Genomic DNA, 26,771 nt, shown 5'->3' with positions numbered 1-26,771 from the left:
GAAGCCACCGGTGCCACCCTTTCGGCACCGAAAATGCCCGAGATGTCCCTGTCGGGTCTCTGGAAGTGGGTGAGCGAGCCGGACGATCCGGACACCCCGGATCAGGAGGGCGGCACCGCCCGCGGCAAGAGCCACCACGCCTCCGCCGACGCCACCGACGCCGACCGCGGCGTCGGCCGCGCGCCCGGCAAGGGCAAGGGCGAGCTCGACGCCTACCAGCGCCCCGTGGACAAGCCGGAGCAGGCCACGACCGGCCCCGCCCGGGGCAACGGCAAGAGCTTCGACCCGGCCACCAGCAAGCGCGACGCGAAGAAGTCGACGGAGACCTCGGACTACTACGTCAACGAGGACGGCTCCACGACGATCCGTCACTACAGCGGCCGCACCAACTTCAAGGCGGCCGACGGCACCTGGCAGCCGATCGACACCCGCCTCGTCAAGGACGAGGAGGGCCGCTTCGCGCAGAAGGCCAACTCCCTCGACGTCGACTTCGCCCCGAACGCGGCCGACGACGAGCTGGCCTCCGTCGGCCTCGGCTCCGGCCGTGCCCTCGCCTACGAGCTGAACGGCGCGGCCAAGGTGGCCGCGACCAAGGGCACCGACGGCACAGTCGTCTACAACGGCGTGCTGCCCGACACGGACGTCCAGCTCGTCCCGATCGCCGACGGCTTCAAGGAGAACGTCGTCCTGCGCTCGCCGGACGCCGCCAACTCCTGGGTCTTCAAGCTGGACGCCCAGGGCCTGACCCCGCGCCTGGCCGAGAACGGCGACGTGGATTTCGTGGGCGCCGACGGCAAGGTCGCCGCCACCGTCCCGCACGCCTACATGGAGGACGCCAACATAGACCGGCGCTCCGGTGAGGGCGCGCGCTCCGCGAAGGTCTCGTACGAGCTGACCACGGTGGACGGCGAGCCGGCGCTGCGGATGACCGCGGACCGGTCCTGGCTGGACGACCCCGAGCGGGTCTACCCGGTCACCGTCGACCCGACCACGGTCCTCGCGAGCGAGGCGACGTACGTCCAGACCGACTACGCCGCCAACCGCTCCGCCGAGACGCAGATCAAGGTCGGTTCCTACGACAGCGGCACCACCAAGGCCAACTCGTTCCTGCAGTTCTCCAACCTGGGGACGACGCTGGCGGGCCAGAAGGTGTCCGCCGCCCAGCTGAACGTCTGGGCGCTGTGGTCCTCGACCTGCACGCCGGAGGCCTTCTCGGTCTACCCGGTGACCCAGTCGTGGTCGCCGTCGACGACCACCACCTACCCCGGTCCGTCCTACGGCTCCGCCATCGGCACCACCACCCCCGACCCGGGCGCCTCCTGCACCAACAGCTCCGGCAGCGCCAGTGTCGGCGTGAAGATGCCGGTGACGCTGTCGACCTCGTGGTTCACGCAGGTCGCCACCGGCGGTGCCAACTACGGCCTGGCCATGGCCGCGCCGACCGGCGACGGCCTGCACTGGAAGAAGTTCCACTCCGACGACTCGGCCACCGCCGCCTGGCGGCCCTCGCTGGACCTGACCTACGCGCCGAACACCGCGCCGCAGGTCAACGCCCAGTACCCGCCGGAGAACTTCCAGGCCAACACCCTCCAGCCGGAGCTGCTGGTCTACGCGAGCGACGCCGACAAGTGGCCGAACGCGAGCCTGACCTACAGCTTCGAGGTGTACGACGCCGACTCCGGCAGCACCACCCCGGTGGTCACCTCCGGCAACCTCACCAAGAGCAGCTGGAAGATCCCCGCGGGCAAGCTGACCTGGTCGAAGAACTACACCTGGTACGTGGGTGTGACCGACGGCTACGAGGAGGTGACCTACTCCAGCCGCTTCACCACCGCGGTGCCGCAGCCGCCGGTGACCTCGGGCCTGGCCCAGAACAACGACGGCCACGAGTTCGACCCGTCCGAGGCGAACTACACCACCGACGACAGTGACGCGGACGTCGAGGTGGTCGGCCCCTCGCTGGAGATCGAGCGGTCGTACAACAGCATCGACCCGCGTATCGACAGCGCCTTCGGCGCCGGCTGGTCGACGGTCGTCGACATGAAGGCCGCCGAGGTCAAGGACCCGGCGGGCGCGGTCACCAGCGTCATCGTCACCTACCCGGGCGGCGAGCAGGTCGCCTTCGGCCGCAACAGCGACGGAACGTTTCAGCCCCCGCTGGGCCGCTACGCCCGCCTCCAGTCGGTGACCGGCGGCTACACGCTGACGGACAAGGACTTCACGGAGTACGCCTTCAAGCAGGCGACCGCGAAGGCCGGCACCTACGCCATCTCCAGCATCAAGGACTACGCGGGCCGCACCGAGACGTTCACGTACAACACGTCCAAGCAGCTCACAAAGATCACCAACGACACGTCCAAGCGCTCCCTGACGCTGGCGTGGCAGACCCCGGCCGGTGCCACCACCGCGCACGTCGCGACCGTGGCCACCGACCCGTCCACCGCGGGTGACTCCAACACCGCGCAGACGTGGCAGTACAGCTACAGCGGCGACCAGCTGACCAAGGTCTGCCCGCCCGCCGACTGGACGCACTGCACGTCGTACTCGTACGTCACCGGCAACCACTACCGCACCACGGTGCTGGACGCCGACCCGTACGCGTACTGGCGGCTCGGCGAGGCGGCCGGGGCGACCGTCGCCAAGGACACGGTCGACCTGAACCAGGGCCGCTACAACGGCCTGTACCACAACGTGACCCTGGGCAGCTCGTCGGTCCTCGCGGGCTCGACGCAGACCACGGCCACGTTCAACGGCACCACCTCCTACGTGGAGATGCCGTCCGCGCCGGGTGCGACGCCGTCGTACACGTCGGTCTCGCTGTGGTTCAAGACGACCACGGCCGGCGGCGTGCTCTTCTACTACGGCGACAAGCCGCTGAGCGACGCCAACCCGGTGGCCAACACGACGAAGAACACCCCCGCGGTGTACGTCGGCACCGACGGCAAGCTGCGCGGCTGCCTGGCCATGTCGCCCAGCTGCAGCCCCAACATCGTGTCCACCGCCACCGTCACCGACGGCCAGTGGCACAACGCGGTCCTCACCGGTCAGGCCACCAGCCAGACGCTCTACCTGGACGGTGTCGCCCAGGGCTCCCTGTCGGGCACGATCAACGACTGGAACCAGCCGTACATCTCGCTCGGCGCGGGTGTGAACACCCAGGGCTGGCCGGCGATGAACCCGAACGACCAGCTCGGGCACTACACCGGTCAGATGGCCGAGGTCGCCATCTACTCCGAGCCGCTCGACCCGTCGGTGATCACCGCGCAGTACCAGGCCGCCAAGCGGTCCGCCGGTCTGCTCAGCAAGATCACCACGCCGGGCGGCAAGACGCAGGCGGCCATCACCTACGGTCCCACCGACGACCTGGTCACGCAGGCCACGGACGGCGACGGCGGCACCTGGAAGCTGAACCCGCCGACCATCACCGGTTCCTCGCAGGTCTACCGCTCCGCCGTGATGGGCTCCGCCCCCTCCGGCTACTGGAGGCTGTCCGACACGGGCGGCGCCGCGCAGGCGGCCAACGAGATCCACACCGGCTTCGGCACGTACAACACCGTCACGCAGGGTGTGGCGGGTCCGTTCGGCACGGGTGACGTGACGGCGGTGTCCTTCAACGGCACCTCCTCCTACGCGGAGATCCCGTTCACCCCGTGGCACTCCTCCGCGAACCGCGCGGTCGAACTGTGGTTCAAGACGGCGAAGCCCGGCGTGATCCTCTCGGACCAGTCGACGGCACCGACCGGCACCACGCCGAGCGGCACCTGGAACCCGCTGCTGTACGTGGGCGCCGACAACAAGCTGCACGGTCACTGGTGGACCACCGCCGGCACCGGCGGCACGGCCTTCGGCACCACCGGCACGGTCACCGACAACCAGTGGCACCACGCGGTCCTGTCCTCCTCGGGCACGACCCAGACGATGTACCTCGACGGCGCCAAGGTGGCCGACTTCACCGGAGCACCGGCCGACCAGTCGAACACCCGCACCTTCATCGGCGCGGGCTACGGCAAGAACTGGTACCAGTCGCCCGGTGACGTCAGCTACTTCACCGGTTCCGTCGCCGAGGTCGCGGCCTATGACCACGCGCTCGGCGAGGACGAGGTCGACCGGCACTGGTCGGCGTACAAGGCGTCCTCCGGCATCGCGCCGGTCAAGACGGTCCAGTTGACCGACCCGACGAACAAGACGCTGACGTACGTGTACGACGCGGAGATGGGCGACCGCCTGCTCGCCGCGATCGACACCGAGGGCAAGCGGACGACGTACGGCTACGACACGGGCGGCTTCCTGCACACCGTGACGGACGCCAACGGCAACCGCAGCATCACCGGTCACGACGTGCGCGGCAACACGGTCTCGCAGACCGACTGCCAGGACACGGCGGCGAACAAGTGCGCGACGGAGTACTACACCTACTACCCCGACGCGACCACCGCGTTCCCGCCGATGGACCCGCGCAACGACCTGCTCCTCACCGAGCGGGACGCGCGTTCGGCGTCCGCGACGGACAACACGTACCTGACCAGCTACACCTACGACACCGGCGGCAACCTGCTGTCGGTGACCACCCCGCCGGTGCCCGGCCACCCCAACGGCCGCACCGCCACCACCACCTACACCACGTCCACGACCCCCGCGGCCGAGGGCGGTACGGCGGTGGCCCCCGCGGGTCTGGTCGACACGGTCACCACGCCGGGCGGCAAGACGACGAAGAACGTCTACTACGCCAACGGCGACCTGGCCTCGGTCACGGACGCCAACGGCGCCAAGGTGACGTACACGTACGACAACCTGGGCCGTAAGGTCTCCCAGAAGGAGATATCCGACTCCCAGCCGAACGGCCTGACCACCACCTGGACGTACGACAAGAACGACCAGGTGACCACGGAGACCGCCCCGGCGGTCACCAACCGCGTCACCGGCGCGGTGCACCAGGCGAAGACGACGACCGTCTACGACTACGACGGAGACGTCACCTCGCAGACCGTCGCCGACCTCACCGGCGGCGACGCCTCGCGGACGACGTCGATGACGTACGACGCCTACAACCGTCTCGCCACGCGCACGGACCCGGGCGGCGACACCACGTCGTTCGAGTACGACGTCTACGGCAACAAGGTGAAGGAGACCGACCCCGCGGGGAACGTCAACACCTACACCTTCGACGGCGAAGGCCGCCCGCTCACGACGAACCTGCTCAACTACACCGGCGACCCGAACAACCCGTCGTCGCCGACCACGCTGGTGCAGGAGTCCCGGGCCTACGACCCGGCCGGCCGCCTCGCGTCCATCACCGACGCGATGGGCTGGGTGACGGCGTACACCTACACCGACGACGGCCTCACGGCCAGCGTCACCCGGAAGGACCCGGCGAACGGCAAGCAGTTCGTCGAGGAGTCCAACACGTACGACATGGCCGGGAACCTGATCAAGCAGGTGACCAACGACGGCCGCACCACGAACACGTTCACCGTGGACGCGGACGACCGGGTCACGTCGTCGGTTCTGGACCCGACGGGGGCCAACCGGACCACGAAGGTCTCCTACGACCCCGACGACAATGTGGTCAGCGAGACGGAGACGGATCCGGCGACGGGTGACGTCGCGACGACGGATTCGCTCTACGACGACCTGGGCAACGTCAAGGGCACCGTCGAGCACGACGGGACCACGGCCCCCGTGGCCCGCTACAAGCTCGACGAGACCACGGGTTACTCGGTCGGCGACTCCTCCGGCGGCAACCGCAAGGTGACGCTGGGCAGCGCCGTCACCCGCTCCACCGAGAAGGGCGGCTCGGCCGTCTTCAACGGCACCGCCAACGCCTACGGCCAGGCGGACGGCCCGGCGGTCAACACCAGCGGCAGCTTCACCGTCTCGGCGTGGGTCAAGCTCGCCTCCACGAGCGCGAACAGCACCTTCCTCGGCCAGGACGGCAAGGTGGCCAGCGGCTTCCAGCTGTACTACTCGACGACGTACGGCTGGACGTTCAACCGGCACGCCACCGACACCACGGGTGCCGCGACCATCCGGACCTACTCCGGCACGTCCGCGGTGACGCCCGGCACCTGGACCCACCTCACCGGTGTCTACGACCAGGCCACCGCGTCGCTGAAGCTGTACGTCAACGGCTCCCAGTCCGGGACCACGACCGCCTTCACCTCTCCCTGGGAGGCCACCGGCCCGCTGCAGATCGGACGACGGCTCTACAACGGGACGTACGCCGAGAACGCCAACGGCTCGATCGCCGACGTCCAGGTCTACAGTGAGGCACTGACCGGCTCGCAGGTGTCGTCGGTGTACAACGGCACGCTTCCGGCGGCCGGCAGCGCGGTGCACACCACCACGTACCAGCTGGACCAGCGGGGTCTGCCGCTGTCGATGACCGACGAGAACGGCAGCGTCACCGACTACGGGTACGACGAGGCTGCCCAGCAGACCACGATCACCGAGCCGGTTGTGAACGCCGAGTCGAACGGTGGCACGGCCACGGCCGTTCGCCCGGTCACCATGACGGGCTACAACACGTTCGGCGAGGTGACCGAGACCTCGGACGCCAACGGCAACGTCACGGTCACCGCCTACGACGCCGAGGGCCAGGAGACCTCGACCAGGCTGCCGAACTACACCCCGCCGGGGTCCTCGACGCCGATCACGGCCACGTCCTGGAACGAGTACAACGACCTGGGACAGGTCTCGGCCGAGGTCGACGCGCTGGGCAACCGGACGACGTACTCGTACACGCAGCTCGGCGACGTGGCCTCGGTCACGGAACCGGGTGGCGACAAGACGACGTACGTCTACGACACCAACGGCGACCTGCTCTCGACGACCCGCCCGAACGGCGCCCGTGAGGAGTCCACCTGGGACTACCTCGGCAACGAGCTGACCAGCACGGACATCGTGCGCCAGCCGACGCAGCGGGCCTACACGGCGATCAACGAGTACAACGCGCCCGGCGGCGACCTCTCCCGGGAGACCAGCCCGACGGGTGTGAGCACGTCGTACACATACAACGCGCTCGGCGAGGTCACCGAGGTGACCGACCCGGCGGGCAACGTGTCGTCGTACACGTACAACATGGACGGCGACGTCCTGGTCGCCAAGGACCCGGACGGTACCAGCACGAAGAACACCTACGACGGGTTCGGGAACCTGGTCACCACCCAGGACCTGGACGCGCTCGGCAACGTGCTGCGCACCAGCCGCTCCACCTACGACCGGGCGGGCAACCCGCTGTCGGTGACCGACGCCCGCGGCCACACGACCACGTTCACCGTGGACCCCTCGGGCCTGGTCACCAAGGCGGTCGAGCCGGTCTCGGCGACCGAGTCGATCACCACGACCTACGGTTACGACGCGGCGGGCAACCGCACGCGCTTCACCGACGGCCGTGGCAACCCGTTCATCACCACCTACAACACCTGGGGGCTGCCCGAGTCTCTGATCGAGCCGTCCACCCCGGCCCACCCCGACCCGGCTGACCGCACCTTCACCACGGTGTACGACGCCAACGGCCGGGTGAAGGAGCAGCGCTCCCCGGGCGGTGTGGTCGTCACCAACGAGTACGACGCCAAGAACCGGCTGACGAAGACCACCGGTACGGGTGCGGAGGCCGCCACGGTCGACCACACCTACGCGTACGACTCGGACGACAACATCACGGCCGTCGCGGGTGCGGGCACCGACCTGAACACCTTCAGCTACGACGACCGCGGTCTGCTGCTGTCGACGTCCGGCCCGTCGGGCGGCTCGTCCTTCGCCTACAACGGCGACGGTGAGCTGACCTCCCGCACGGACGCCTCCGGCACGACGACCTACGGGTACGACACGGCCGGCCGGCTGAAGACGGTCAACGACGGGGCCACCGGCTCCGCGCTGACCTACACCTACGACGTCAACAACAACGTCAAGCAGGTCGACTACGGCACCGGCAAGTCGAAGCGTGAGTTCTCCTACGACTCCCTGGAGCGCATCACCAACGACAAGCTGACCTCGCCGACCGGCAAGGTCCTCGCCAACATCGCCTATGGCTGGGACGAGAACGACAACCTGACGTCGAAGACGACGACAGGGGTCAGCGGCGCCTCGTCGAACACGTACACCTACGACTGGGCGAACCGCCTCACGTCGTGGAACAACGGCACGACGACGGAGTCCTACGGCTACGACGCCTCGGGTAACCGCACCCGCGTCGGCGGCGACACGTACACGTACGACGCCCGCAACCGGCTCACGTCGGACGGGCACAACTCGTACACGTACACCGCGCGCGGCACGCTGAAGACGATCACGGACGAGGGCGGGATACAGACCCTGCTCAAGGCCGACGCCTTCAACCGGGTGATCAACGAGGGTGAACGGACGTACGTCTACGACGGTCTGGACCGTGTCCTGAGCGCCAAGGACGGTACCGGCGCCGACGTCTTCTCCTTCAAGTACAGCGGTATCGGCAACGACGTCGCCTCGGACGGTTACGCGTCCTACAGCCGCGACGCCGACGGCTCTCTGCTGGGCGTGAAGACGGGTGTGTCGTCGGCCCTGGTCATGACGGACGTCCACGACGACGTCGTGGCCCAGTTCACCGACTCGGCGGAGGCGCTGACCGGTTCGGCGACGTACACGCCGTTCGGCAAAACGTCGTCCTCGTCCGGCATGGTGGGCAACCTGGGCTACCAGTCCGGGTGGACCGACCCGCAGACGGCCAAGGTCAACATGGCCGCGCGCTGGTACTCGCCACAGACCGGCCAGTTCAACAGCCGGGACACGGTGAGCAACGAGCCGCTGCCGGACTCGGTGAACGCCAACCAGTACGCGTACGCCAACGACAACCCGATGACGGGCACCGACCCGACGGGGCACTGGTTCGGCTTCATCAAGAAGGCCATCAAGAAGGTCACCAAGAAGGTCAAGAAGGTCGCCAAGTCGGCCTGGAAGAAGGCCAAGCACGCCGTCAAGAAGGCGGCCAAGGTCGTCCGCAAGGCCGCCAAGAAGATCAAGAAGGCGGCCAAGAATGTGGTCCGGAAGGCCCGCCGGGCGGTCCGGAAGGCCGTGCACTATGTGCACGACAGCGTCAAAAAGATCAAGAGATACGTCAAACGAACATACAAACGAGTAAAGAAGTACGTCCATAAGGTCGTACAGCACGTCAAGAAGACCATCCGCAAGGTCGCCAAGGCGGTCAAACATGTAGCCAGCAAGGCGGTCAAGGCGGCCAAGAAGGCCGTCAAGAAGATCGGCAGAGGCCTCAAGAAGGCGGCCAAGGCCACAGCCCACTTCGTGAAGCAGCACGCCGCGACCATCGCCTCGGTGGCGGTCGGTGTCGTGGTCTTCGCGGGCTGTACGGCGGCCACGGCCGGTGCCGGTGCGATCGGCTGCGCGGCCCTCGCGGGCGCCGCGGCCAACGGCGTCGGCTACATGATGAGCGACGGACCCAAGTCCGTCGGCGGCTTCCTCGGCGCGGTCGCGATCGGCGGTGTCACCGGTGCTCTCGGTGGCGCGGCCGGCGGTGCGGCCTCCGGCGCCGTGGGCCGCCTGCTCGCCGGTGTCGGCGGCAAGGTGGTCCAGGGCGCGGCCATGGGCGCTGCGGGCGGTGCTGCGGAAGGCGCGGTCGGCTATGGCGTCTCCTGTGCCGCGAGTGAGGAAGGCTGCAGCGTCTCCGGCGCGGCCAAGGCCACGGCCGTGGGTGCCGTGACCGGTGGTGTCTTCGGTGCGGCAGCCAGCAAGTACGGTCCGAAGGGCAAGTCGCGCGAGGCGGACGGGGAGTCGTCCGGCGGCGGCTGCCGGAGGACTCCGCACAGCTTCACCGGCCTGACCGGTGTGCTGATGGCCAACGGCACGGTCAAGCCGATCTCCGAGATCAAGGCCGGCGACTGGGTCCTGACGGCCGAGCCCGGCAAGAAGGAGCAGGAGAAACACAAGGTCAAGGAGGTGATCGTCACCAAGACCGACCGTGACTACGTCGATGTCGTCGTGGCCACCAAGTCGGGTCCGAAGACGATCCAGACCACCAAGCACCACCAGTTCTACGAGGTCAGCCGCAACTCCTGGACCCAGGCGGGCGACCTCAAGGCCGGCCAGAAGCTCCAGACCGACGACGGTTCCACGAGCGGGATCATCGAGGTCAGGTCGTACACGGCGCAGCGCGTGACCTACGACCTGAGCATCGACGGCCTGCACACGTACTATGTCGTGGCCGGGACCGAGGCGATCCTCGTCCACAACAACAATGGAGCCATCGGCGAGGTCGGCGAGGCCTGCGCGGTCGGTGGTGTCCAGGACATCGAACCGCCGAGCTATGCGAGGAAGAAGTACAAGAGGCCGACACGTGCCGTGCGGACCGCGGCGATCAACAAGTCGCCCACGTGTCCCTACTGCGGACAGAGCAGGTCTACGGACTTCGAGCACGTGACACCGCAGAAGGAAGACTGGAGCAAGGGCGGCTGGCTGAACAGCCGTAACGCCCGGTCCTCTCGAGTGAATCGACCGTCGAACACGACCGGCGCCTGCGGGCCGTGTAATTCTTCCAAGCAGGACAAACCCATCGGAACAGGGCCAGGGCAATGGTGGCCCCCAGGGTGGCCGGCAGGAACTTCTTGGCCATTTGGAGGAGCACCATGACAGATCTCCCGTCGAGTCCCGCGGAGTTCTTCATCCGCAAGTGGGGTGAACCACTGCGCGAGGCGTCGTTCCAGACCCGGGACGGTTACGACATCCGGATCCTGAAGTGGGTCGAAGGTGAGGGGGAGGACGAGTTGACCTTCTACCGCACCTCGGGTGCCTGTGACGTCCCGGTGCCGGGCGCTGACGGAAAGCACCGGCAGGAGTTCTTCCTGTCGTGCGATCCGGAGTGCGACGACATCGCCGAGTCGATCGCCCAGGTGGGGATCTACGCTGCGCGATCGGGCAAGGCCCTCGCGGCGCAGAACATCTACCGGGCGCCGGGACCGCTCTGGCCGGGGACCGAACTCGCCGGCTTCGTGGTCATGGATCCCTTCGAAGGCGAGATGACGAGCATGGTGCTTGCCGATGGCAGGCACGTGGAATTCCTGATGCTCGTTCCCGCTTTCCCCGCGGAGCTGGACTTCGCCGTGCGGCACGGGATCGGTGCGCTGGTCGACGCTCAGGAACGAGCGGGAGTCGATTTCTGGAATCCGTACCGGAAGCCGGTCTCCCTGACGGCCACCCGCTGAAAATCAGGCTGATCCGAGTAATCCCTCGGAATCCGTGAACAAAGGTGGGCGCTCCGCCGGATCAATCCGGTGGGGCGCCCACACTGCTATCTGAAAGGTGACCGACCCGTGTGCGTTCTGTGATCGGCCGCCCGGGATGATCGTCTCGGTACCCGTTCACACACCGATCCGAAAGCACCACCTGCCGATGCCGCCCCTCCTCCAGTACACCGCCATAGCCATAGGCCTCCCGGTCCTCGCCTGGGCCCTCTGGAACAGCGCCCGCCTGGCCCGCGCCAACCGCAACGGCACGGCCGGCATGGACGTCACCGCGTACGGCCTGCTGCCGCGCGAGGAGCTGGACGCCGCGGAGTACGGCCCGATCGCCCCCGAGCTCGCCGACGCCACCCTCGCCGCCCGCCAGGGCGACTGGCGCCCGGGCGCGGCCCTGCTCGCCGCGGCGGGCCAGGACTGGGACCGCCGCTGGTACGTGCTGACCTGCCTCGCCCGGATCACCCCGGAGGAGGACGCCTGGCTGAACGCCTGGCGCACCGAGCGCCCCGACGACCCCGACGCGGCGGCCGTCCACGCCCAGGCCCTGCTCTACCGCGCCTGGCACGCCCGCGGCGAGGGCTACGCCAAGGACACCTCCGCCGACCGCCTGGCCCGCTTCAAGCAGCTGCTCCAGGCGGCCTTCGAAGAAGCACGGACAGCCGCCGCCCTCGCCCCCCACGACCCGTCCCCCTGGGTCACCCTGGTCACCGCGGCCCGCGGCCTCGTCCTCCCGCACGAGGAGTTCCGCCGCCTCTGGTCCGAGCTGACCGCCCGCGCCCCCCACCACTTCTACGCCCACCTCAACGCCCTCCAGTACTGGTGCGCCAAGTGGTGCGGCTCGGACCGCCTGGCCCACCGCTTCGCCCAGGAGGCAGCGGCCTCGGCCCCACCGCAGTCGCTCCTCTCGGTCCTCCCTCTGGAGGCCGCCTTCGAACGCGCCCTCCAGGGCGGAGGCCCGGTCCCCCTCGCCGGCCGCCACCCCAAGTCCGAACTGGACGCCGTCCGCGCCGCGCTGGCCGCCGTACCCGCCGACGACCCCCGCGCCCCCCTGGTCCGCCACCGCCTCGCCGCGGCCCTGACCCTGGCCGGGAAGGGCGCCGAGGCCCTGGACCACTTCCGCCTCCTGGAGCCCTGGGTCGGCGGAGAGCCCTGGACCTACCACGCGAACCCCGTCGCCATGTACGACCGCGCCCGCGCCCTGGCGATCGTGAAGGCGGGCAAGCGGCGCACACCGGCACCGGTGCCGACGGCCGGACAGCGAAGCTGACGATGGCCGCCCTGGTCGACCACCTCGAAAGCCGCCTCGGCCCCCTGGCCGGCGCATGGTCGCCCGAGGAGGGGGCGCCCGAGGGCGCCCCGCGGATCGGGTATTTCAGCGGGGGCGTCCTCCCGGGCGTCCACGCCTTCGCCACCATCGGCCTGTTCAAGGCCCCGCTGACGTCGCGCGTGTTCGGCCGGCACCAGCACATGGAACTGCTGGCGTGCGGCCGGGCCGCCCCCGGGGACGACCCCGGCCCGCTGCCGGGCGTCCTGGAGTGGATCGCCGGGCGTCTCCTGACCGGCGGGGAGGCCCTCCTGCGCGGCGACGTCGTCCCCCTCCCCATGCCGCTCGTCCCAGGCGGCACGATGACCGCTCTCTACGCCGCACTCCCGGTCTGCTTCGACGACGACTTCGCGTCGGTCGTCCTGGAGAACGGCCTCGAGACCATCGTCGTGTGGCTCGTCCCGATCGGCGCGTCCGAGGCGGCGTTGGCTCCGTCTTCGTCGATTCCGAGGCACAACTCGGTGCCTATCGAACGCGCTTCCGTAAGGTGGAGGCAGTGTCACTCGCACCCGACCGCTCGCGTGACTTCATCCACCGACTGGCCAAAGAACTGTGAGGCGCCCCGTGATCAGCCCCGACCGCTGGCGTAAGTCGTCCTACTCCGGCGAAGGCGACGGCAACAACTGCGTAGAGATCGCCCACGTCGGCCCTCACATAGCCGTCCGCGACTCCAAAACCCCCACCCGCGCCCCCCTCGCCTTCCCGCCCACCGCCTTCGCCCCCTTCCTCCGCGCCCTCAAGGCGACCCCCCTCAAGGCGACCCCCGAACGGTAAAGCGCAAGTCAGACCAGGCGCCCCCGCGGGCGCCGCTGTCAGTGCCCTCCCTTACGATGCGCCGCATGTCGCACGCATCCGCCCCCGCCCTCCCGCCTCCCGACTTCGAGGCCGCCTCCGCGCACCCCGAGGCCGCCTGGCTGCGGCAGGCCGCCGCCGCGCAGGACTGGGCCGGGATCCGGACGTACGTCGACTCGCTGCCCGCCGGCACCGACCGGGCCTTCGCCGTGCGGCAGGTGGCCGAGGTGAAGGGCGTGGAGGAGTGGCTGCGGCCCCTCGTCGAGGCCCAGCCGCACGACGTCCTCGCGCTCACCGTCCTCGGCGCCCGCGAGGTCAACATCGGCTGGGAGATCCGGACGTCGTACGCCGCCGAGCACGTCAGCCGGGAGCAGTTCGCCGGGCTCCACGCCCACCTGCGGCAGGCCGAGCAGCTGCTCATCCGGGCCACCGCCCTCGACCCGGCCTTCGACGCCGCCTGGGCCGAGCGGATCACCACCGCCATGGGGCTCCAGCTCGGTCAGAACGAGGCCCGCAGGCGGTACGACCAGCTCGCCAAGCACCACCCCTACCACCTGACCGGGCAGGCCCGGCTCCTCCAGCAGCTCTGCCCCAAGTGGAGCGGGAGCTGGGAGGCCGCCCACGGGTTCGTACGGGAGTGCGCGGCCGCCGCTCCCGAGGGCGCGCTCAGCGCCGGTCTCGTCGCCGAGGCCCACGTCGAGCACTGGTTCACGCTGAAGGGGGCCGAGCGGGACGCCTACCTGCGTCAGCCCCACGTACAGAAGGAACTCGCCGAGGCCGCCGACCGGTCCGTCTTCCATCCGCGGTTCCAGCGCGGGTACGGCTGGGTCACCGTCACCGGCTGCTTCGCCGCGCTCTTCTCCCTCATGGGGGACCTGGCCCGCGCCGCAGCCTGCTTCCGCACCCTCGGCAACCTCGCCTCCGACTACCCGTGGGACTACCTCGGCGACCCCGCCAAGGCCTACATACGCCACCGCGACGCGGCCCTCGCCCGAGGCTGACCGGCGCTGCCCGCATCAGAACAGAGAAACCGCTCATGAACCCGCAGGCCGACATCCTCCTCACCGACGTCGACGGCATCCCCACCCTCTTCGCCCACGCCACCGGCCCGATGCGCGCCGGACTCGTCTTCCGTGTCGGTGTCGCCGACGAGACGCTCGCCCGGACCGGCGTCACGCACCTGGTCGAGCACCTGGCCCTGCACCGCCAGGGCCTGGCCGACTACCACTTCAACGGCGCCACCAAGGCCGCCTTCACCCACTTCCACGTGGAGGGCGCCGAACACGAGGTCGTCGCCTACCTCCAGGGTGTCTGCGCGTCCCTCACCGATCTGCCGATGGAGCGCCTGGAGACCGAGAAGGAGATCCTGCGCACCGAGGAGTCCCGGCGCGATGTCGGGCAGCTCCCGCTGTGGCGCTACGGCGCCCAGGGGTACGGCCTGGTCAGCTACCCGGAGTGGGGCGTGCGGAGCCTGCGCCCGGACGACGTACGGGAGTGGGTGCACACCTGGTTCACCCAGGGCAACGCCGCGCTGTGGATCGCCGGTGAGCGGCTGCCGGCCGGGCTCACCCTCAAGCTGCCCGCCGGTCGGCGCCGCCCCCTGCCCGCCGTCACCTCCGCGCTGCCCACCGCTCCTGCCTACTTCTCCGACGGCAAGGGCGGCGTCCTGCTGGACGCCGTCGTCACCGACACCACCGCGGCCCGGGTGTACGCGGGCGTCCTCGAGCGCGAGCTGTCCCGCGCCCTGCGGCAGGAGGGCGGCTACTCCTATACGGCGGCCACCGACTACGCCTCGCGCCGCGACGGCTTCGCCCTCGTGACCGCCTTCGCGGACAGCCTGCCCGCCAAGCAGGACGCGGTCCTCGGCGGCTTCGCCGACGTCCTCGCCGGGCTCCAGGTGGGCCGGATCGGGCAGGGCGACCTGGAAGCCGTGCGCACCCGGGCCGACGGGGCGCTGACCGTGCCCGAGGCAGCCGCACGGAGGCTGCCGGGGGCGGCGGAGGACCTGCTCGTCGGGCGGCCGGTGCGCGGCCTCGACGAACTGCGCTCCGAACTGTGGGCGGTGACGCCGGAGCATCTGCACGCGGTCGCCCTGGAGGCGGCCGGGACCGCCCTGATGCAGGTGCCCGGCGGGCACAGCGCGGACTGGGCCGGGTACACGGCGGCACCCACGCGTTCGACGTACGCGGTGACCGGACGGCGGTTCGCCTCGGTGGGCGGTGACGGGTCGGCGCTGGTGGTCGGGGACGAGGGCGTCAGCATGACCGTGCGCGCCGAGGACGGGACGGAGAAGGCGGTCACCGTGGCCTACCGCGCCTGCGCGGCGGTGCTGAGCTGGCCCGACGGCGGCCGTCAGCTCATCGGGACCGACGGGCTGATCGTGGAGGTGGAGCCGGGCCTGTACGGCGTCGACGCGCACACCATGGCGGCCGTCGACGCCGCCGTGCCGCAGTCCGCGGTGGTGTGGCTGCCGCCCCGGCAACAGCAGCCGAAGCCGCGACCGGCCGCGACAGCCCAGGGGAACGGGGTGACCTCGGCGAACGGCGAGCAGCGGCCCGCACCCGCACGGCGCACCGGACGGCAGACGGCGGCGGTGGTCGTGTTCGGCCTCCTCGCCGGCCTCTTCGCCTTCCTGGCCCTCGCGGTCACGGTCTTCGGCCACGACGCGCAGACCAGCACCGGAGAGTGGCTCGGCATCGCGGGCTTCATGTGGGGCGTCACCGCCCTGCCGGCCTGGCCCGCCGTACGGATCCTGCGGCGGACGCGGAGGGCATGAGGGACACTGCGGGGGCGCCGGGACGGTACTCGTACGGGCCTACGGCACCGGACTACCGCATGTACGGGTTCCGTTGCGGCGGTGGAGGCGCGGGCATCGCCCCGTGCACCGTCGCCCGCTGCGGCGTCCGCCTGTCGAACAGGGCGAACAGCAGCAGACCCGTCGCCGTCAGCAGGCTCAACATCACGACCGCGCCGAGGACGGGGTCGCCCGCCCCCTCTCCCCGGGCCGCCCCCCATGGCAGGGTCACGCACTCGTACAGCACGAACGACCCGAAGGCGCCCCAGTCCGACGGCCGCCTGCGGCGGATCGCCGCGTACAGGAACGGCACCCACACCAGCAGGCCCAGCGATCCCCACACCAGGACCGCCCAGGCGATCCGCTGGAGCCAGCCGGCTTCCACTCGTCCTTCCATCCGAACCCCCCAGTCCCCGACCCTCGACCCACAACCCACGGCTCTCCCGCGCAGACAGGCGGGGAGAGCGCAGGGGGCAAGGCTAGAGCGTCTGCGGGGGCGCCGCGCCGAACGGACCGTATGCGGCCAGGTCATGTGCAGGTCACGCACAGCCCTGGGGCGGCCCGCGTGACCGCCACATCAGGCAGGAGCGACGGAGTGGGCAGGGTCCCCGTTCCCCGTGGCCGGTGTTTTTGCTGTTCCCTGGGATAATCTTGTGGCGATCGAGGGGGTCCGTTTTCCAAGCGGAAGGGCGCCGTCGGTTACGGTGCGATCCGCTTCGGACGCTCAAGTCCCGTGTGCCTGCGGACGTTTCCCTGCAAATCCGTACAGACGTCGCCGTGCCGGACCCGCGTCGCTTCAGGGGCTCAGAAGACTTTCCGGCGGACGCCGCACGCGTCCGCCTGTCGTGAATTGGGGTGGGGATGGCCGGCCATCGGCAGTCGAAGAAGTTCAGGTACATCACCTGGTCGGTGGCGGGTGCCGCCGTCGTCGCGGGTGCCGGGATAGCGGCGCAGACGTCGATGGCGGCCACGACCTGGCCCGCCCAGAAGACGTACACCGGACACGCCTTCGACACCTGCACCGCGCCCTCGACGGCCGCGATGAAGGCCTGGAACACCGGTGCCTACGGGGCGGCCGCCGTCTACGTCGGTGGCAAGAACCGCGGCTGCAGCCAGCCCAACCTCACCGCGTCCTGGGTGAAGTCCGTCAGCTCGATGGGCTGGAAGCTCATCCCGATCTACGTCGGCGCCCAACCGCCCTGCCAGAGCGGCTCCAACCCGGAGAAGCTCACCGCCACCACCGCCGCCTCCCTGGGCACGAGCGACGCGAACGACGCGGTGGCCAAGGCGTCCGCGCTGGGCATGAAGGCCGGCAGCCCCATCTACCTCGACATGGAGCCGTACGACATCACGAACACGTCGTGCAACAACGCCGTGCTGACGTACGTCCGCGCCTTCGACAAGCAGCTGCGCGCCAAGGTCTACCGCGCCGGGTACTACGGCTTCAGCAGCTCCAGCGCCAAGGCCGTCGCCACCGCGACCAACAAGACCGACCTGCCGGGCAACCTCTGGTACGCGCTGTGGGACAAGCAGTACACCACGACCACGGACTGGCCGTGGGGCTCCACCCAGTACACCAACCACAGTCGCGCCCACCAGTACATGGTGAACAGCAAGGAGACGCGCAACGGCTACACGATCACCGTGGACCGTGACGCCTGGGACGCGCCCGTCGCCATCACCGGCTGAACCGGCCGCCGAGCCACGACACGAGGGGTGGTACATGAAGGTCGTCGCCATACCGGCAGTCCGGCTGTTCGCCGTGCGGGCGGGCATCGCCGCACTGCCCGTCGTCAGCCTGGGGCTGCTGTGCCCCGTGCCGTCCCTCGTGCTCGCCCTGCGGCGGCGCAGGGCGACGGACTGGTGGGCCTTCGTGGCGTTCAGCGCGGTCCTCGCGGCCTGGGTCGCCGAGCTGGACCTGACGCCGGACACCACGCACGGGCCGCTGTTCGCGCTCGACGTCCTGCTGATCCTGCTGTCGATGGCCGGCGCCTCGATCCACGCCTGGAAGGTCTGGCCGCGACGGCCCGGCGGCCGCTGACCCAGACGTACGGCGGGCAGGACGGCTGACACAGACGTACGGGGCAGGACAGCGGACACTCGTACGGCAGGGGACCAGACATCGACGTACGGCAGGAGAGCGGGGAACCGGTGGCCAAGAAGGTCAGGCAGGTGGCGCAGGCGCGCCCGGGGAATGCGGGGCAGGCGGGATCCGGAGGGCGGCTCGCCGCGGTGGGGCGCGCCGCCGTCACCTGGCTGCGCTCGCTCCGCGGACGCACCATCGCGCTGACGGCGGGCTCGCTGGCCGTCGTCGCCGCGGTGGTCGTCGCCGGCACGCTGCTCCTCCGGCACGACGACCGGCCGCCGATCCCGGACACCCGGGCGAGGCACTACAACGACGTCGACGCCTGCCTGCTCACCGACGCCAAGGGCATCACGGCGGGGACGACCGCCGCCGAGGTCTGGCAGGGCATGCAGGACGCCTCCCTCAAGACGCACGCGCGCGTGAGCTACGCCCCCGTGACCGGGGAGCAGAGCGCCGCCAACGCGCGCCCGTACCTCAACGGTCTGCTTCAGCGCTCCTGCGACGTGGTGCTCGCCGTCGGGCGGGCCGAGACCTCGGCCGCCGCGCAGACGGCACCGGGGTACCGGAAGGTCGGCTTCGTGCTCGTCGGCACCGGGGGCGGCGAGGCCGCCGATGCCAATGTGACCAGGCTCGACACCGGCGACAAGCTGCGTGCCGACGTGGCCGGGGCGGTCGAGCGAGCGGTGGACGGACGGGGCTGAGCGGCCGGACGGGGGCTCACCAGGGGCGGGCGGTGCCCGAAGCGCCGGTGAATCGTTGGTCGAATGGGTTGGCCGGAGCCGGTCCGCTCCTTACCATCGATCACCGCAAGACCTTGTGCACCGTCGCACAATCCCCCACCCTGGGAGGTCATTTTGCACCGCCGTCGCCCCGCGATCGCCCTCAGTGCCGCCCTGGTCGCGGCCCCTCTCCTCACCGCGTGCGGCGGCACCGCGCACCCGGGTGCCGCGGCCGTCGTCGGAGGTGAGCGGATCACGGTCGCGCAGCTGGAGAGCCGGGTGGACGAGGTGCGCGCGGCGCAGCGCGCCGCCGCCACGGACGGCGCCCAATACCAGCAGGCGGTCGCCCAGACCAGCAGCCTCACCCGCGACACGCTGCACAGCCTGGTGCTGGACAGGGTCCTGGACCGCGCCGCGAAGAACGCGGGCGTGAGCGTCACCGCCAGGGACGTCGAACAGATGCGGGCGGGCCTCCAGGCGCAGGCGGGCGGCGCGAAGGAGCTGCAGACCGTGTGGCTGCAGCAGTACGGGGTGGCCCCCCAGCGCCTCGACGACAGCCTCCGCACGGAGGTCGAGGCGCAGAAGCTGGCCGCCGCGCTCGGCGCCGACATGAGCACGACCGAGGGCAAGGCCGCTTTCTGGAAGGCCATGTCGCAGGCGTCCCGGGAACTGCACGTCGACCTCAACCCCCGCTACGGCACCTGGGACGTGCAGAAGAGCAGCCTGGCGGACGCGAAGACCCCGTGGGTCAAGGAGGTCACGGCGGCGGCTGCGCAGCAGACGGCGTAGACGGGCGGTCCGGGAGCGGGGCCGGGACGTAGGCGTCCGGGAGCGGTGCTGCGGGCCTGTGGAGGACTCCGGCGGCGACGGGCCCATGCCTGTGGATGACTCCGGCGGCGACGGGCCCATGCCTGTGGATGACTCCGGGGGCCGTCCGTGGCGTGCGTTACGTTCGGAGGGTGAACGCAACCAGCTTCGAAGCGGCCCCGGGACCGGAGGCGACCGCCGAGCCCGGCCGGATCGTCCTGCTCACCACCAGCCACCGGGTCGCGCCCGGTCTCCTGTCCTGGCCCGCCTGGCAGGCACTGCACGCCGCCGACCGGGTCCTGTGCGCGGACGGCGCGCACCCGCAGCTGCCCTATCTGCGCGAGGCGGGCGTAGCGGTCGAGGAGGCCGCTCCGAGCGCGCAGGAGCTGGTCGACGCCTGCGCCGGCGGCCGCACGGTGGTCGTCGTCGCCACGGGTGAGGGCGAACCCGCGCTGACCGACGGCCTAGCGCGCCTCGCCGGATCGGGCCGTGTCCAGATGCCGGAGCTGGAGCTGCTGCCCGCGTCGTACGACCTCCCGGGCGCCCGTCTCCTGGACCTGGTGCAGGTCATGGACCGCATCCGCGCCGAGTGCCCCTGGTCGTCCCGGCAGACCCATCTGGGCCTGGCCAAGTACGGCATCGAGGAGGCGTACGAACTGGTCGAGGCCATCGAGGCGGGCGACCGCGAGGAGCTGCGGGAGGAGCTGGGCGACGTCCTGCTCCAGGTCGTCTTCCACGCCCGGATAGCCGAGGAGCACCCTCAGGCGCCCTTCTCCATCGACGACGTGGCGGGCGGCATCGTCGCCAAGCTGATCCACCGCCACCCGCACGTGTTCGGGGACGAGACCGCGACGACACCGGAGGAGGTCAAGGAGCACTGGCTGCGGACCAAGGCGGTCGAGAAGCGGCGCACGTCGGTGACGGAGGGCATCCCGCTCGGCCAGCCGGGCCTCGCCCTCGCCGCGAAGCTGCACTCGCGCGTCCGCACGGCGGGCCTACAGGTCCCGCTCCCACAGGGCGACGGCATCGGCTACGAGTTGCTGGCGCTGGCCGCGCGCGCGGAGGCGGAGGGCGTGGACCCGGAGGCGGCCCTGCGCGCGGCGGCACGCGCGTACCGGGACGCGATCCGGGAGGTGGAGAGCGGGGGCTCGAAACAGTGAACGGCCAGACCGCCTCCCCGGCGCCCGAACTGTTCACCTGGGAGTTCGCCGCCGACCCGTACCCCGCCTACGCCTGGCTGCGTGAGCACGCCCCCGTGCACCGGACGAGGCTGCCGAGCGGTGTGGAGGCCTGGCTGGTCACCCGGTACGCGGATGCCAAGCAGGCGCTCGCCGATCCGCGGCTGAGCAAGAACCCGGCGCATCACGACGAGCCCGCGCACGCCAAGGGCAAGACCGGCATCCCCGGCGAGCGCAAGGCCGAGCTGATGACCCATCTGCTCAACATCGACCCCCCGGACCACACCCGGCTGCGCCGGCTGGTCTCCAAGGCCTTCACGCCCCGGCGTGTCGCGGAGTTCGCGCCGCGGGTCCAGGAACTCACCGACCAGCTCATCGACCGGTTCGCGGGCAGGGGAGAGGCCGACCTCATCCACGAGTTCGCCTTTCCGCTCCCCATCTACGCCATCTGCGACATGCTCGGCGTCCCGCGCGAGGACCAGGACGACTTCCGGGACTGGGCCGGGATGATGATCCGCCACGGGGGAGGACCGCGAGGCGGCGTCGCGCGGTCCGTGAAGAAGATGCGCGGCTACCTCGCCGACCTCATCCACCGCAAGCGCCAGGCGCTGCCCGCCGAGCCCGGCCCCGGCGAGGACCTCATCTCCGGGCTCATCCGCGCCTCCGACCACGGCGAGCACCTCACCGAGAACGAGGCCGCCGCGATGGCCTTCATCCTGCTCTTCGCCGGGTTCGAGACCACTGTCAACCTCATCGGGAACGGCACGTTCGCGCTCCTCGGGCACCCCGGGCAGCGGGCGCGTCTGCAGCGGTCGCTCGCCGCCGGGGAACGCGACCTGCTCGAGACGGGCGTCGAGGAGCTGCTGCGCTACGACGGCCCGGTGGAACTGGCCACCTGGCGGTTCGCCACCCGGCCGCTCACCGTCGGCGGGCAGCACATCGCCCCCGGCGACCCCGTCCTGGTGGTCCTGGCCGCCGCGGACCGGGACCCGGCGCGGTTCGCCGACCCGGACGTCCTCGACCTCTCCCGCCGCGACAACCAGCACCTCGGGTACGGGCACGGCATCCACTACTGCCTGGGCGCGCCCCTGGCCCGCCTGGAGGGACAGACGGCGCTCGCCACGCTCCTGACCCGCCTGCCGGACCTGCGGCTCGCGGTCGACCCGTCCGCGTTGCGCTGGCGCGGCGGACTCATCATGCGGGGCCTGCGCACGCTGCCCGTGGCGTTCACACCGGTACCGGAGAAAGGTCGCGAACGTCCCGCCGAAATCCAGACATGACACGCGAACACGCCGATGGTCACAAGAAGGTGACAGGATCTCACCTCTGTGATCTTCACGTGATCTACGCTGCATTAACTTGTGACAAGCGATCTAGTGCCGATACGTTCACGCAGCAACGCGGCGGTCCGCACGCCACGGCCGTCGCGTAGGTCGATGCTGTCGTGTGAAAGGCAACCGCATGCTCTCCGGGAACGGTCGTCACCGTCGCCCCCGTCAGGCTCCGGCTCTCCTCGTCGCGGCAGGGGTGACCGGATCAGCGATCGCGATCCCGCTGCTCGGCGCCACCGGCGCGAGCGCGGCCACCGGCACCACCTGGGACCAGGTCGCGGAGTGCGTCAGCGGCGGCTCATGGAGCGCGGACACCGGCAACGGCCGCTTCGGCGGGCTGCAGTTGACGCAGGACGACTGGGACAAGCACGGCGGTCTCGACTACGCGCCGAGCCCCGACCAGGCGAGCCGTTCGCAGCAGATCGCCGTCGCCGAGAAGGTCCTGGCGGCCCGGGGTGTCGGGGTCTGGGGCACCTGCGGCCTGCTGAACGGTCTGAGCAAGGACTCCGGCTCCGCCGACGTCGACACGGGTGTCGCCGGGGACTCGTCGTCCGGCGGCGGATCCTCCTCCGATTCCGGCCTGGACTCCGGCCTGTCCGACTCGTCTGGATCGTCCGCGTCGACCACTCCGTCGCCCTCTTTGCCCTCTTCATCTGCTTCGCCCTCCTCGTCCTCCCCCTCGTCCGGGGCGTCGACCGCCGGCACCGCCGAGAGCGCACAGCAGTCCGGTAGTGCGCCGACGGCCACGACGAAGAGCAGTGAGTCGGACAAGTCGGCACAGAACGATGCCTCGTCGGGGACGAGTTCGACCGAGACCTCGGGTGCCGGTCGTCATCGCGGCGACAACGCCGACGAGAGTGCCGCGGACGGCCGTACGTCGGACGTGTCCGGCCGGCACGCCTCACGCGGCACCGCGGACGCGCGCGACGCCGTCGACGGCTCGTACACCGTTCGCCCCGGGGACAATCTGTCGTCCATCGCCGACTCCCTTGACCTCAGCGGCGGATGGGCGGCGCTGTACGAGGTGAACAAGCAGACGGTCGGTGCCGACCCGAACCTCATCCTCCCCGGTCAGAGCCTTGCGCTCGACGTCGACCCGGTCGGCGGGTCGTCCTGAACTGCCCCTTGTGTGGCGGAAGTTCGCGACCCACTTCGCGGCGAATGTCCTGTTTGATGAAAGTGAGATATGGGTCTCATAAGCCCTGATCGTCTTTGAAATTCCGGCGATCGACTGCTTACGGTCGTGATCGCTCGCCACAGCGAGCCCCTGCGGTCGCAACGCCGAATCCTGCCAGCGGCCGTACGGGAACAGTCGTCGCGTCAAGCGCCGTAGGCAGGAGCGGGGGACCCAAGGTAGGCGCCGCGTCCGGGAGTTGACCGGAAGCGGCTCGGGGTGAAGCCGTGTCCCGCAAGGGACACGGCCGGGCAACTCAACCGGCCCGAACCCGACAGCTCACCTCGCAGGCGTCGGTGAGGGGAACGAACCATGCTGTGTTCCGGCAACGGAAAGCACCGCCGCCCGTCCAAGGCCACCCGTGCCATCGCGCTCGCCGGTGTCGCCGGCGCTGCCATCGCCGGCCCGCTTCTCGCGGCCGGGAACGCCTCCGCGGCCACCGCCGCCCAGTGGGACGCCGTCGCCCAGTGCGAGTCCGGCGGCAACTGGCACATCAACACCGGCAACGGCTTCTACGGCGGCCTGCAGTTCACCAACTCCACCTGGGCCGCGTACGGCGGCACCGCCTACGCCTCCCGCGCCGACCTGGCCACCAAGGGCCAGCAGATAGCCGTCGCCGAGAAGGTCCTCGCGGGCCAGGGCAAGGGTGCCTGGCCGGTGTGCGGCAAGGGCCTGACCAGCGCCACGTACAACGGTTCCGCGGCCACCGGCTCCTCGAGCAGCGCGAAGAGCGCCACCCCGAAGAGCACCACCACCCGCTCGACCGGGCAGCAGGCGGCCAACCGCTCCGCGCAGCGCCCGGCCCCGAAGAAGACCGTCACCACCCCGACCGGCCAGAAGGTCAAGAAGGGCGACGGCGAGTACAAGGTGGTCAAGGGCGACACCCTCAGCTCCATCGCCGCGAGCCACCACGTCCAGGGCGGCTGGAAGAAGCTCTTCGACCTGAACAAGGACATCATTCAGGACGCCGACCTGATCTACCCGGGCCAGCAGCTGCACCTGAAGTGACAGCCACCCGGTAGCCGGGCCACAGGCCCCTTTCGGGCGTGACCCCCCACCGTGGGGGTCACGTGAGGGCCCACCCCCGTCCCCACGGGCTCCCCGCTCCGGTGCGTGTTCCCCCGTACGCACCGGAGCGGGGCTTTCTGCTGTACGGCCCCTTCGTCGTCCGGCCGCTCCGCCGCCCGGCCGCGCGGATTTCACCTCACTTTTCCCCGGCTCTTTGTTCCGGACGGGAACAATGTGTACCGTCACCCTGTCCACGGGACGGTCGGTAGGCCGGCCGACAGCCCGGGGCGGTTAGGCTCTAGTCGCAAGGCACAGCCGCAAGGCACACAGCCCCGCACTTCCAGCGTCACATCCAAGAAGGAGATGCTCGTGCCGTCCATCGACGTCGTCGTAGCCCGGGAAATCCTGGACTCCCGAGGCAACCCCACGGTCGAGGTCGAGGTCGGCCTCGACGACGGCAGCACCGGTCGTGCCGCCGTCCCGTCCGGCGCCTCCACCGGCGCCTTCGAGGCCATCGAGCTCCGCGACGGTGACCCCAACCGCTACCAGGGCAAGGGTGTCGAGAAGGCCGTCCTCGCCGTCATCGAGCAGATCGGCCCGGAGCTGGTCGGCTACGACGCCACCGAACAGCGCCTGATCGACCAGGCGATGATGGACCTGGACGCCACCGACAACAAGGGCTCCCTCGGCGCCAACGCGATCCTCGGCGTCTCCCTGGCCGTCGCCCACGCCGCCTCCGAGGCCAGCGACCTGCCCCTGTTCCGCTACCTGGGCGGCCCGAACGCGCACCTGCTGCCGGTGCCGATGATGAACATCCTGAACGGCGGCTCGCACGCCGACTCCAACGTGGACATCCAGGAGTTCATGATCGCCCCGATCGGCGCGGAGTCCTTCTCCGAGGCGCTGCGCTGGGGCACCGAGGTCTACCACACGCTGAAGAAGGTCCTGAAGAGCAAGGGCCTCGCCACCGGCCTCGGCGACGAGGGCGGCTTCGCTCCGAACCTCGGCTCCAACCGCGAGGCCCTCGACCTCATCCTCGAGGCCATCAAGGAGGCCGGCTACGCCCCCGGCCAGCAGATCGCCCTCGCCCTCGACGTCGCCGCCTCCGAGTTCTACAAGGACGGCAAGTACCTCTTCGAGGGCAAGGAGCGCTCCGCCGCCGAGATGACGGAGTACTACGAGGAGCTCGTCGCGGCCTACCCGCTCGTCTCCATCGAGGACCCGCTGTTCGAGGACGACTGGGCCGGCTGGAAGGTCATCACCGACAAGCTCGGCGACAAGGTCCAGCTGGTCGGCGACGACCTGTTCGTCACCAACCCCGAGCGCCTCGCCCGCGGCATCGAGGAGGGCGCGGCCAACGCCCTGCTGGTCAAGGTCAACCAGATCGGTTCGCTGACGGAGACCCTGGACGCCGTCGAGCTGGCCCAGCGCAACGGCTTCAAGTGCATGATGTCCCACCGCTCCGGCGAGACCGAGGACGTCACCATCGCCGACCTGGCCGTCGCCACCAACTGCGGCCAGATCAAGACTGGTGCCCCGGCCCGCTCCGAGCGCGTCGCCAAGTACAACCAGCTGCTGCGCATCGAGGAGATCCTCGACGACGCCGCGGTGTACGCCGGCCGCTCGGCCTTCCCGCGCTTCAAGGGCTGAGACGAGGCCGGAGCAAGCCGCCGGGACAAGCCCGGGCAAGGCTTGGCCGGTGGTACGTACGTCCCTGTACTCGGTCCCGTACCGTGTGCGGGGACGTACGCGCGTGTGAAGGGGAGGCGGGAGACATGGCCGGGAAGGACCGCGACCGGTTCTCCACCGCGACCAGGCTCAGGCTGCTCGGCGAGCAGACGGCCGCCCGGGTCTACCGCTCCCAGACCCGGCGCCAGGCCCGCCGCTCCCGGCTCACCGGCCGGGCCGCGCTCCTCGCCCTCGTCCTGTGCTCGTTGATCGTGGCGCTGGCCTACCCGATGCGGCAGTACGTCTCCCAGCGCGGCGAGATCGCCGACCTGGAGCGGCAGCAGGAGCAGGCCCGCACGCGCGTCGAACAGCTGCGTGACCTGAAGGCGCGCTGGCAGGACGACGCCTACGCGGAGCAGCAGATCCGGCAGCGGCTGCACTATGTGATGCCGGGGGAAACCGGCTACATCATGATCGACCCGGATGCGGTCAGGCCGTCGCGCGCGGACCGGACGACGGCCGTACGCCCCTGGTACGCCGGCCTCTGGGACGCGGTGGACAGGGCCGACGAGGCGGACGGGGCCGACGGTCCGACCGGTGAGCGCACCGCGCCCTGACGCACCCGTCACGCACCCGGACGCATCCCGACGCACCCCGACGCACCCATG

General features: G+C 70.3%; 17 protein-coding genes, 2 pseudogenes and 1 riboswitch. Of the genes and pseudogenes, 18 read left to right on the top strand and 1 reads right to left on the bottom strand.

Annotation, left to right across the window (positions count from 1 at the left end):
* Window positions 1-42 precede the first annotated feature (42 nt).
* The 8 genes and pseudogenes from SY2F82_RS20780 to SY2F82_RS20750 all read left to right on the top strand — a co-directional run bounded on the left by SY2F82_RS20780 (window position 43) and on the right by SY2F82_RS20750 (window position 16,114).
* Window positions 43-10,617: a LamG-like jellyroll fold domain-containing protein gene (locus SY2F82_RS20780; RefSeq protein WP_236041685.1), complete on the top strand. Its 10,575-nt coding sequence runs from the start codon at window positions 43-45 to the stop codon at window positions 10,615-10,617.
* Window positions 10,614-11,189, top strand: a complete 576-nt coding sequence (locus SY2F82_RS20775; protein ID WP_200420653.1) for a suppressor of fused domain protein — start codon at window positions 10,614-10,616, stop codon at window positions 11,187-11,189. The genes SY2F82_RS20780 and SY2F82_RS20775 overlap by 4 nt, the downstream gene beginning before the upstream one ends.
* Before the next feature lie 187 nt (window positions 11,190-11,376).
* The gene (locus SY2F82_RS20770) at window positions 11,377-12,489 is read left to right on the top strand and encodes a hypothetical protein (RefSeq protein ID WP_200420652.1); all 1,113 of its coding nucleotides are present in this window, start codon (window positions 11,377-11,379) and stop codon (window positions 12,487-12,489) included.
* Between the two features lie 2 nt (window positions 12,490-12,491).
* Window positions 12,492-12,917: pseudogene (locus SY2F82_RS20765) on the top strand (hypothetical protein); the annotation flags it as partial.
* Window positions 12,918-12,973: 56 nt separating this feature from the next.
* Window positions 12,974-13,102, top strand: a pseudogene (locus SY2F82_RS39040) (transcriptional regulator); the annotation flags it as partial.
* A gap of 8 nt (window positions 13,103-13,110) precedes the next feature.
* Window positions 13,111-13,320 carry a DUF397 domain-containing protein gene (locus SY2F82_RS20760; RefSeq protein ID WP_200420650.1) on the top strand — a complete coding sequence of 70 codons (210 nt, stop codon included), beginning with the start codon at window positions 13,111-13,113 and terminating at the stop codon, window positions 13,318-13,320.
* 65 nt (window positions 13,321-13,385) lie between these two features.
* Entirely contained in the window at window positions 13,386-14,339 is a 954-nt protein-coding gene (locus SY2F82_RS20755) for a hypothetical protein (RefSeq protein ID WP_200420649.1), read from the top strand.
* A gap of 35 nt (window positions 14,340-14,374) precedes the next feature.
* The gene (locus SY2F82_RS20750; RefSeq protein WP_200420648.1) at window positions 14,375-16,114 is read left to right on the top strand and encodes an insulinase family protein; all 1,740 of its coding nucleotides are present in this window, start codon (window positions 14,375-14,377) and stop codon (window positions 16,112-16,114) included.
* Between the two features lie 52 nt (window positions 16,115-16,166).
* Here SY2F82_RS20750 and SY2F82_RS20745 read toward each other — a convergent pair whose 3' ends face one another.
* On the bottom strand, window positions 16,167-16,529 hold the full coding sequence (locus SY2F82_RS20745; protein WP_200420647.1) for a hypothetical protein: 363 nt from the start codon (window positions 16,527-16,529) through the stop codon (window positions 16,167-16,169).
* A gap of 464 nt (window positions 16,530-16,993) precedes the next feature.
* Between SY2F82_RS20745 and SY2F82_RS20740 the strand changes: the two genes are divergently transcribed.
* The 10 genes from SY2F82_RS20740 (at window position 16,994) to SY2F82_RS20695 (ending at window position 26,720) form a co-directional block, all read left to right on the top strand.
* A complete protein-coding gene (locus SY2F82_RS20740; RefSeq protein ID WP_200420646.1) occupies window positions 16,994-17,821 on the top strand; it encodes a glycoside hydrolase domain-containing protein in 828 nt (275 codons plus the stop codon).
* Between the two features lie 34 nt (window positions 17,822-17,855).
* Complete coding sequence (locus tag SY2F82_RS20735; protein ID WP_200420645.1) at window positions 17,856-18,173, top strand: hypothetical protein; 318 nt, start codon at window positions 17,856-17,858, stop codon at window positions 18,171-18,173.
* A gap of 110 nt (window positions 18,174-18,283) precedes the next feature.
* On the top strand, window positions 18,284-18,919 hold the full coding sequence (locus tag SY2F82_RS20730) for a hypothetical protein (protein ID WP_200420644.1): 636 nt from the start codon (window positions 18,284-18,286) through the stop codon (window positions 18,917-18,919).
* Between the two features lie 153 nt (window positions 18,920-19,072).
* Entirely contained in the window at window positions 19,073-19,726 is a 654-nt protein-coding gene (locus tag SY2F82_RS20725; RefSeq protein ID WP_200420643.1) for a SurA N-terminal domain-containing protein, read from the top strand.
* Between the two features lie 170 nt (window positions 19,727-19,896).
* On the top strand, window positions 19,897-20,904 hold the full coding sequence (locus SY2F82_RS20720) for a nucleoside triphosphate pyrophosphohydrolase (protein ID WP_200420642.1): 1,008 nt from the start codon (window positions 19,897-19,899) through the stop codon (window positions 20,902-20,904).
* Entirely contained in the window at window positions 20,901-22,202 is a 1,302-nt protein-coding gene (locus tag SY2F82_RS20715) for a cytochrome P450 (protein ID WP_200420641.1), read from the top strand. Before SY2F82_RS20720 ends, SY2F82_RS20715 begins: the two co-directional genes overlap by 4 nt.
* A 181-nt stretch (window positions 22,203-22,383) precedes the next feature.
* The gene (locus tag SY2F82_RS20710; RefSeq protein WP_200420640.1) at window positions 22,384-23,370 is read left to right on the top strand and encodes a transglycosylase family protein; all 987 of its coding nucleotides are present in this window, start codon (window positions 22,384-22,386) and stop codon (window positions 23,368-23,370) included.
* A 198-nt stretch (window positions 23,371-23,568) separates the two neighbouring features.
* A riboswitch (cyclic di-AMP (ydaO/yuaA leader) is annotated at window positions 23,569-23,735 on the top strand.
* 4 nt (window positions 23,736-23,739) lie between these two features.
* Window positions 23,740-24,435, top strand: coding sequence for a transglycosylase family protein (locus tag SY2F82_RS20705; RefSeq protein WP_200420639.1), 696 nt, complete (start codon window positions 23,740-23,742; stop codon window positions 24,433-24,435).
* Window positions 24,436-24,798: 363 nt separating this feature from the next.
* Window positions 24,799-26,085, top strand: coding sequence for a phosphopyruvate hydratase (eno, locus tag SY2F82_RS20700; RefSeq protein ID WP_200420638.1), 1,287 nt, complete (start codon window positions 24,799-24,801; stop codon window positions 26,083-26,085).
* A gap of 125 nt (window positions 26,086-26,210) precedes the next feature.
* On the top strand, window positions 26,211-26,720 hold the full coding sequence (locus SY2F82_RS20695; RefSeq protein ID WP_200420637.1) for a septum formation initiator family protein: 510 nt from the start codon (window positions 26,211-26,213) through the stop codon (window positions 26,718-26,720).
* The last annotated feature ends 51 nt before the right edge of the window (window positions 26,721-26,771 follow it).

Source organism: Streptomyces sp. Y2F8-2 (genome assembly GCF_014905555.1).
In the GTDB taxonomy this organism is placed as follows: domain Bacteria; phylum Actinomycetota; class Actinomycetes; order Streptomycetales; family Streptomycetaceae; genus Streptomyces; species Streptomyces cynarae.
This window is presented reverse-complemented; position numbering and strand designations above follow the sequence as displayed.

Bases quoted from the DNA above. Each gene is read 5' to 3' on its own strand.
- SY2F82_RS20780 (WP_236041685.1), top strand. From the start codon at position 43: ATGTCCCTGTCGGGTCTCTGGAAGTGGGTGAGCGAGCCGGACGATCCG.
- SY2F82_RS20775 (WP_200420653.1), top strand. From the start codon at position 10,614: ATGACAGATCTCCCGTCGAGTCCCGCGGAGTTCTTCATCCGCAAGTGG.
- SY2F82_RS20770 (WP_200420652.1), top strand. From the start codon at position 11,377: ATGCCGCCCCTCCTCCAGTACACCGCCATAGCCATAGGCCTCCCGGTC.
- SY2F82_RS20755 (WP_200420649.1), top strand. From the start codon at position 13,386: ATGTCGCACGCATCCGCCCCCGCCCTCCCGCCTCCCGACTTCGAGGCC.
- SY2F82_RS20750 (WP_200420648.1), top strand. From the start codon at position 14,375: ATGAACCCGCAGGCCGACATCCTCCTCACCGACGTCGACGGCATCCCC.
- SY2F82_RS20745 (WP_200420647.1), bottom strand. From the start codon at position 16,529: ATGGAAGGACGAGTGGAAGCCGGCTGGCTCCAGCGGATCGCCTGGGCG.
- SY2F82_RS20740 (WP_200420646.1), top strand. From the start codon at position 16,994: ATGGCCGGCCATCGGCAGTCGAAGAAGTTCAGGTACATCACCTGGTCG.
- SY2F82_RS20735 (WP_200420645.1), top strand. From the start codon at position 17,856: ATGAAGGTCGTCGCCATACCGGCAGTCCGGCTGTTCGCCGTGCGGGCG.
- SY2F82_RS20710 (WP_200420640.1), top strand. From the start codon at position 22,384: ATGCTCTCCGGGAACGGTCGTCACCGTCGCCCCCGTCAGGCTCCGGCT.
- SY2F82_RS20705 (WP_200420639.1), top strand. From the start codon at position 23,740: ATGCTGTGTTCCGGCAACGGAAAGCACCGCCGCCCGTCCAAGGCCACC.
- eno (WP_200420638.1), top strand. From the start codon at position 24,799: ATGCTCGTGCCGTCCATCGACGTCGTCGTAGCCCGGGAAATCCTGGAC.
- SY2F82_RS20695 (WP_200420637.1), top strand. From the start codon at position 26,211: ATGGCCGGGAAGGACCGCGACCGGTTCTCCACCGCGACCAGGCTCAGG.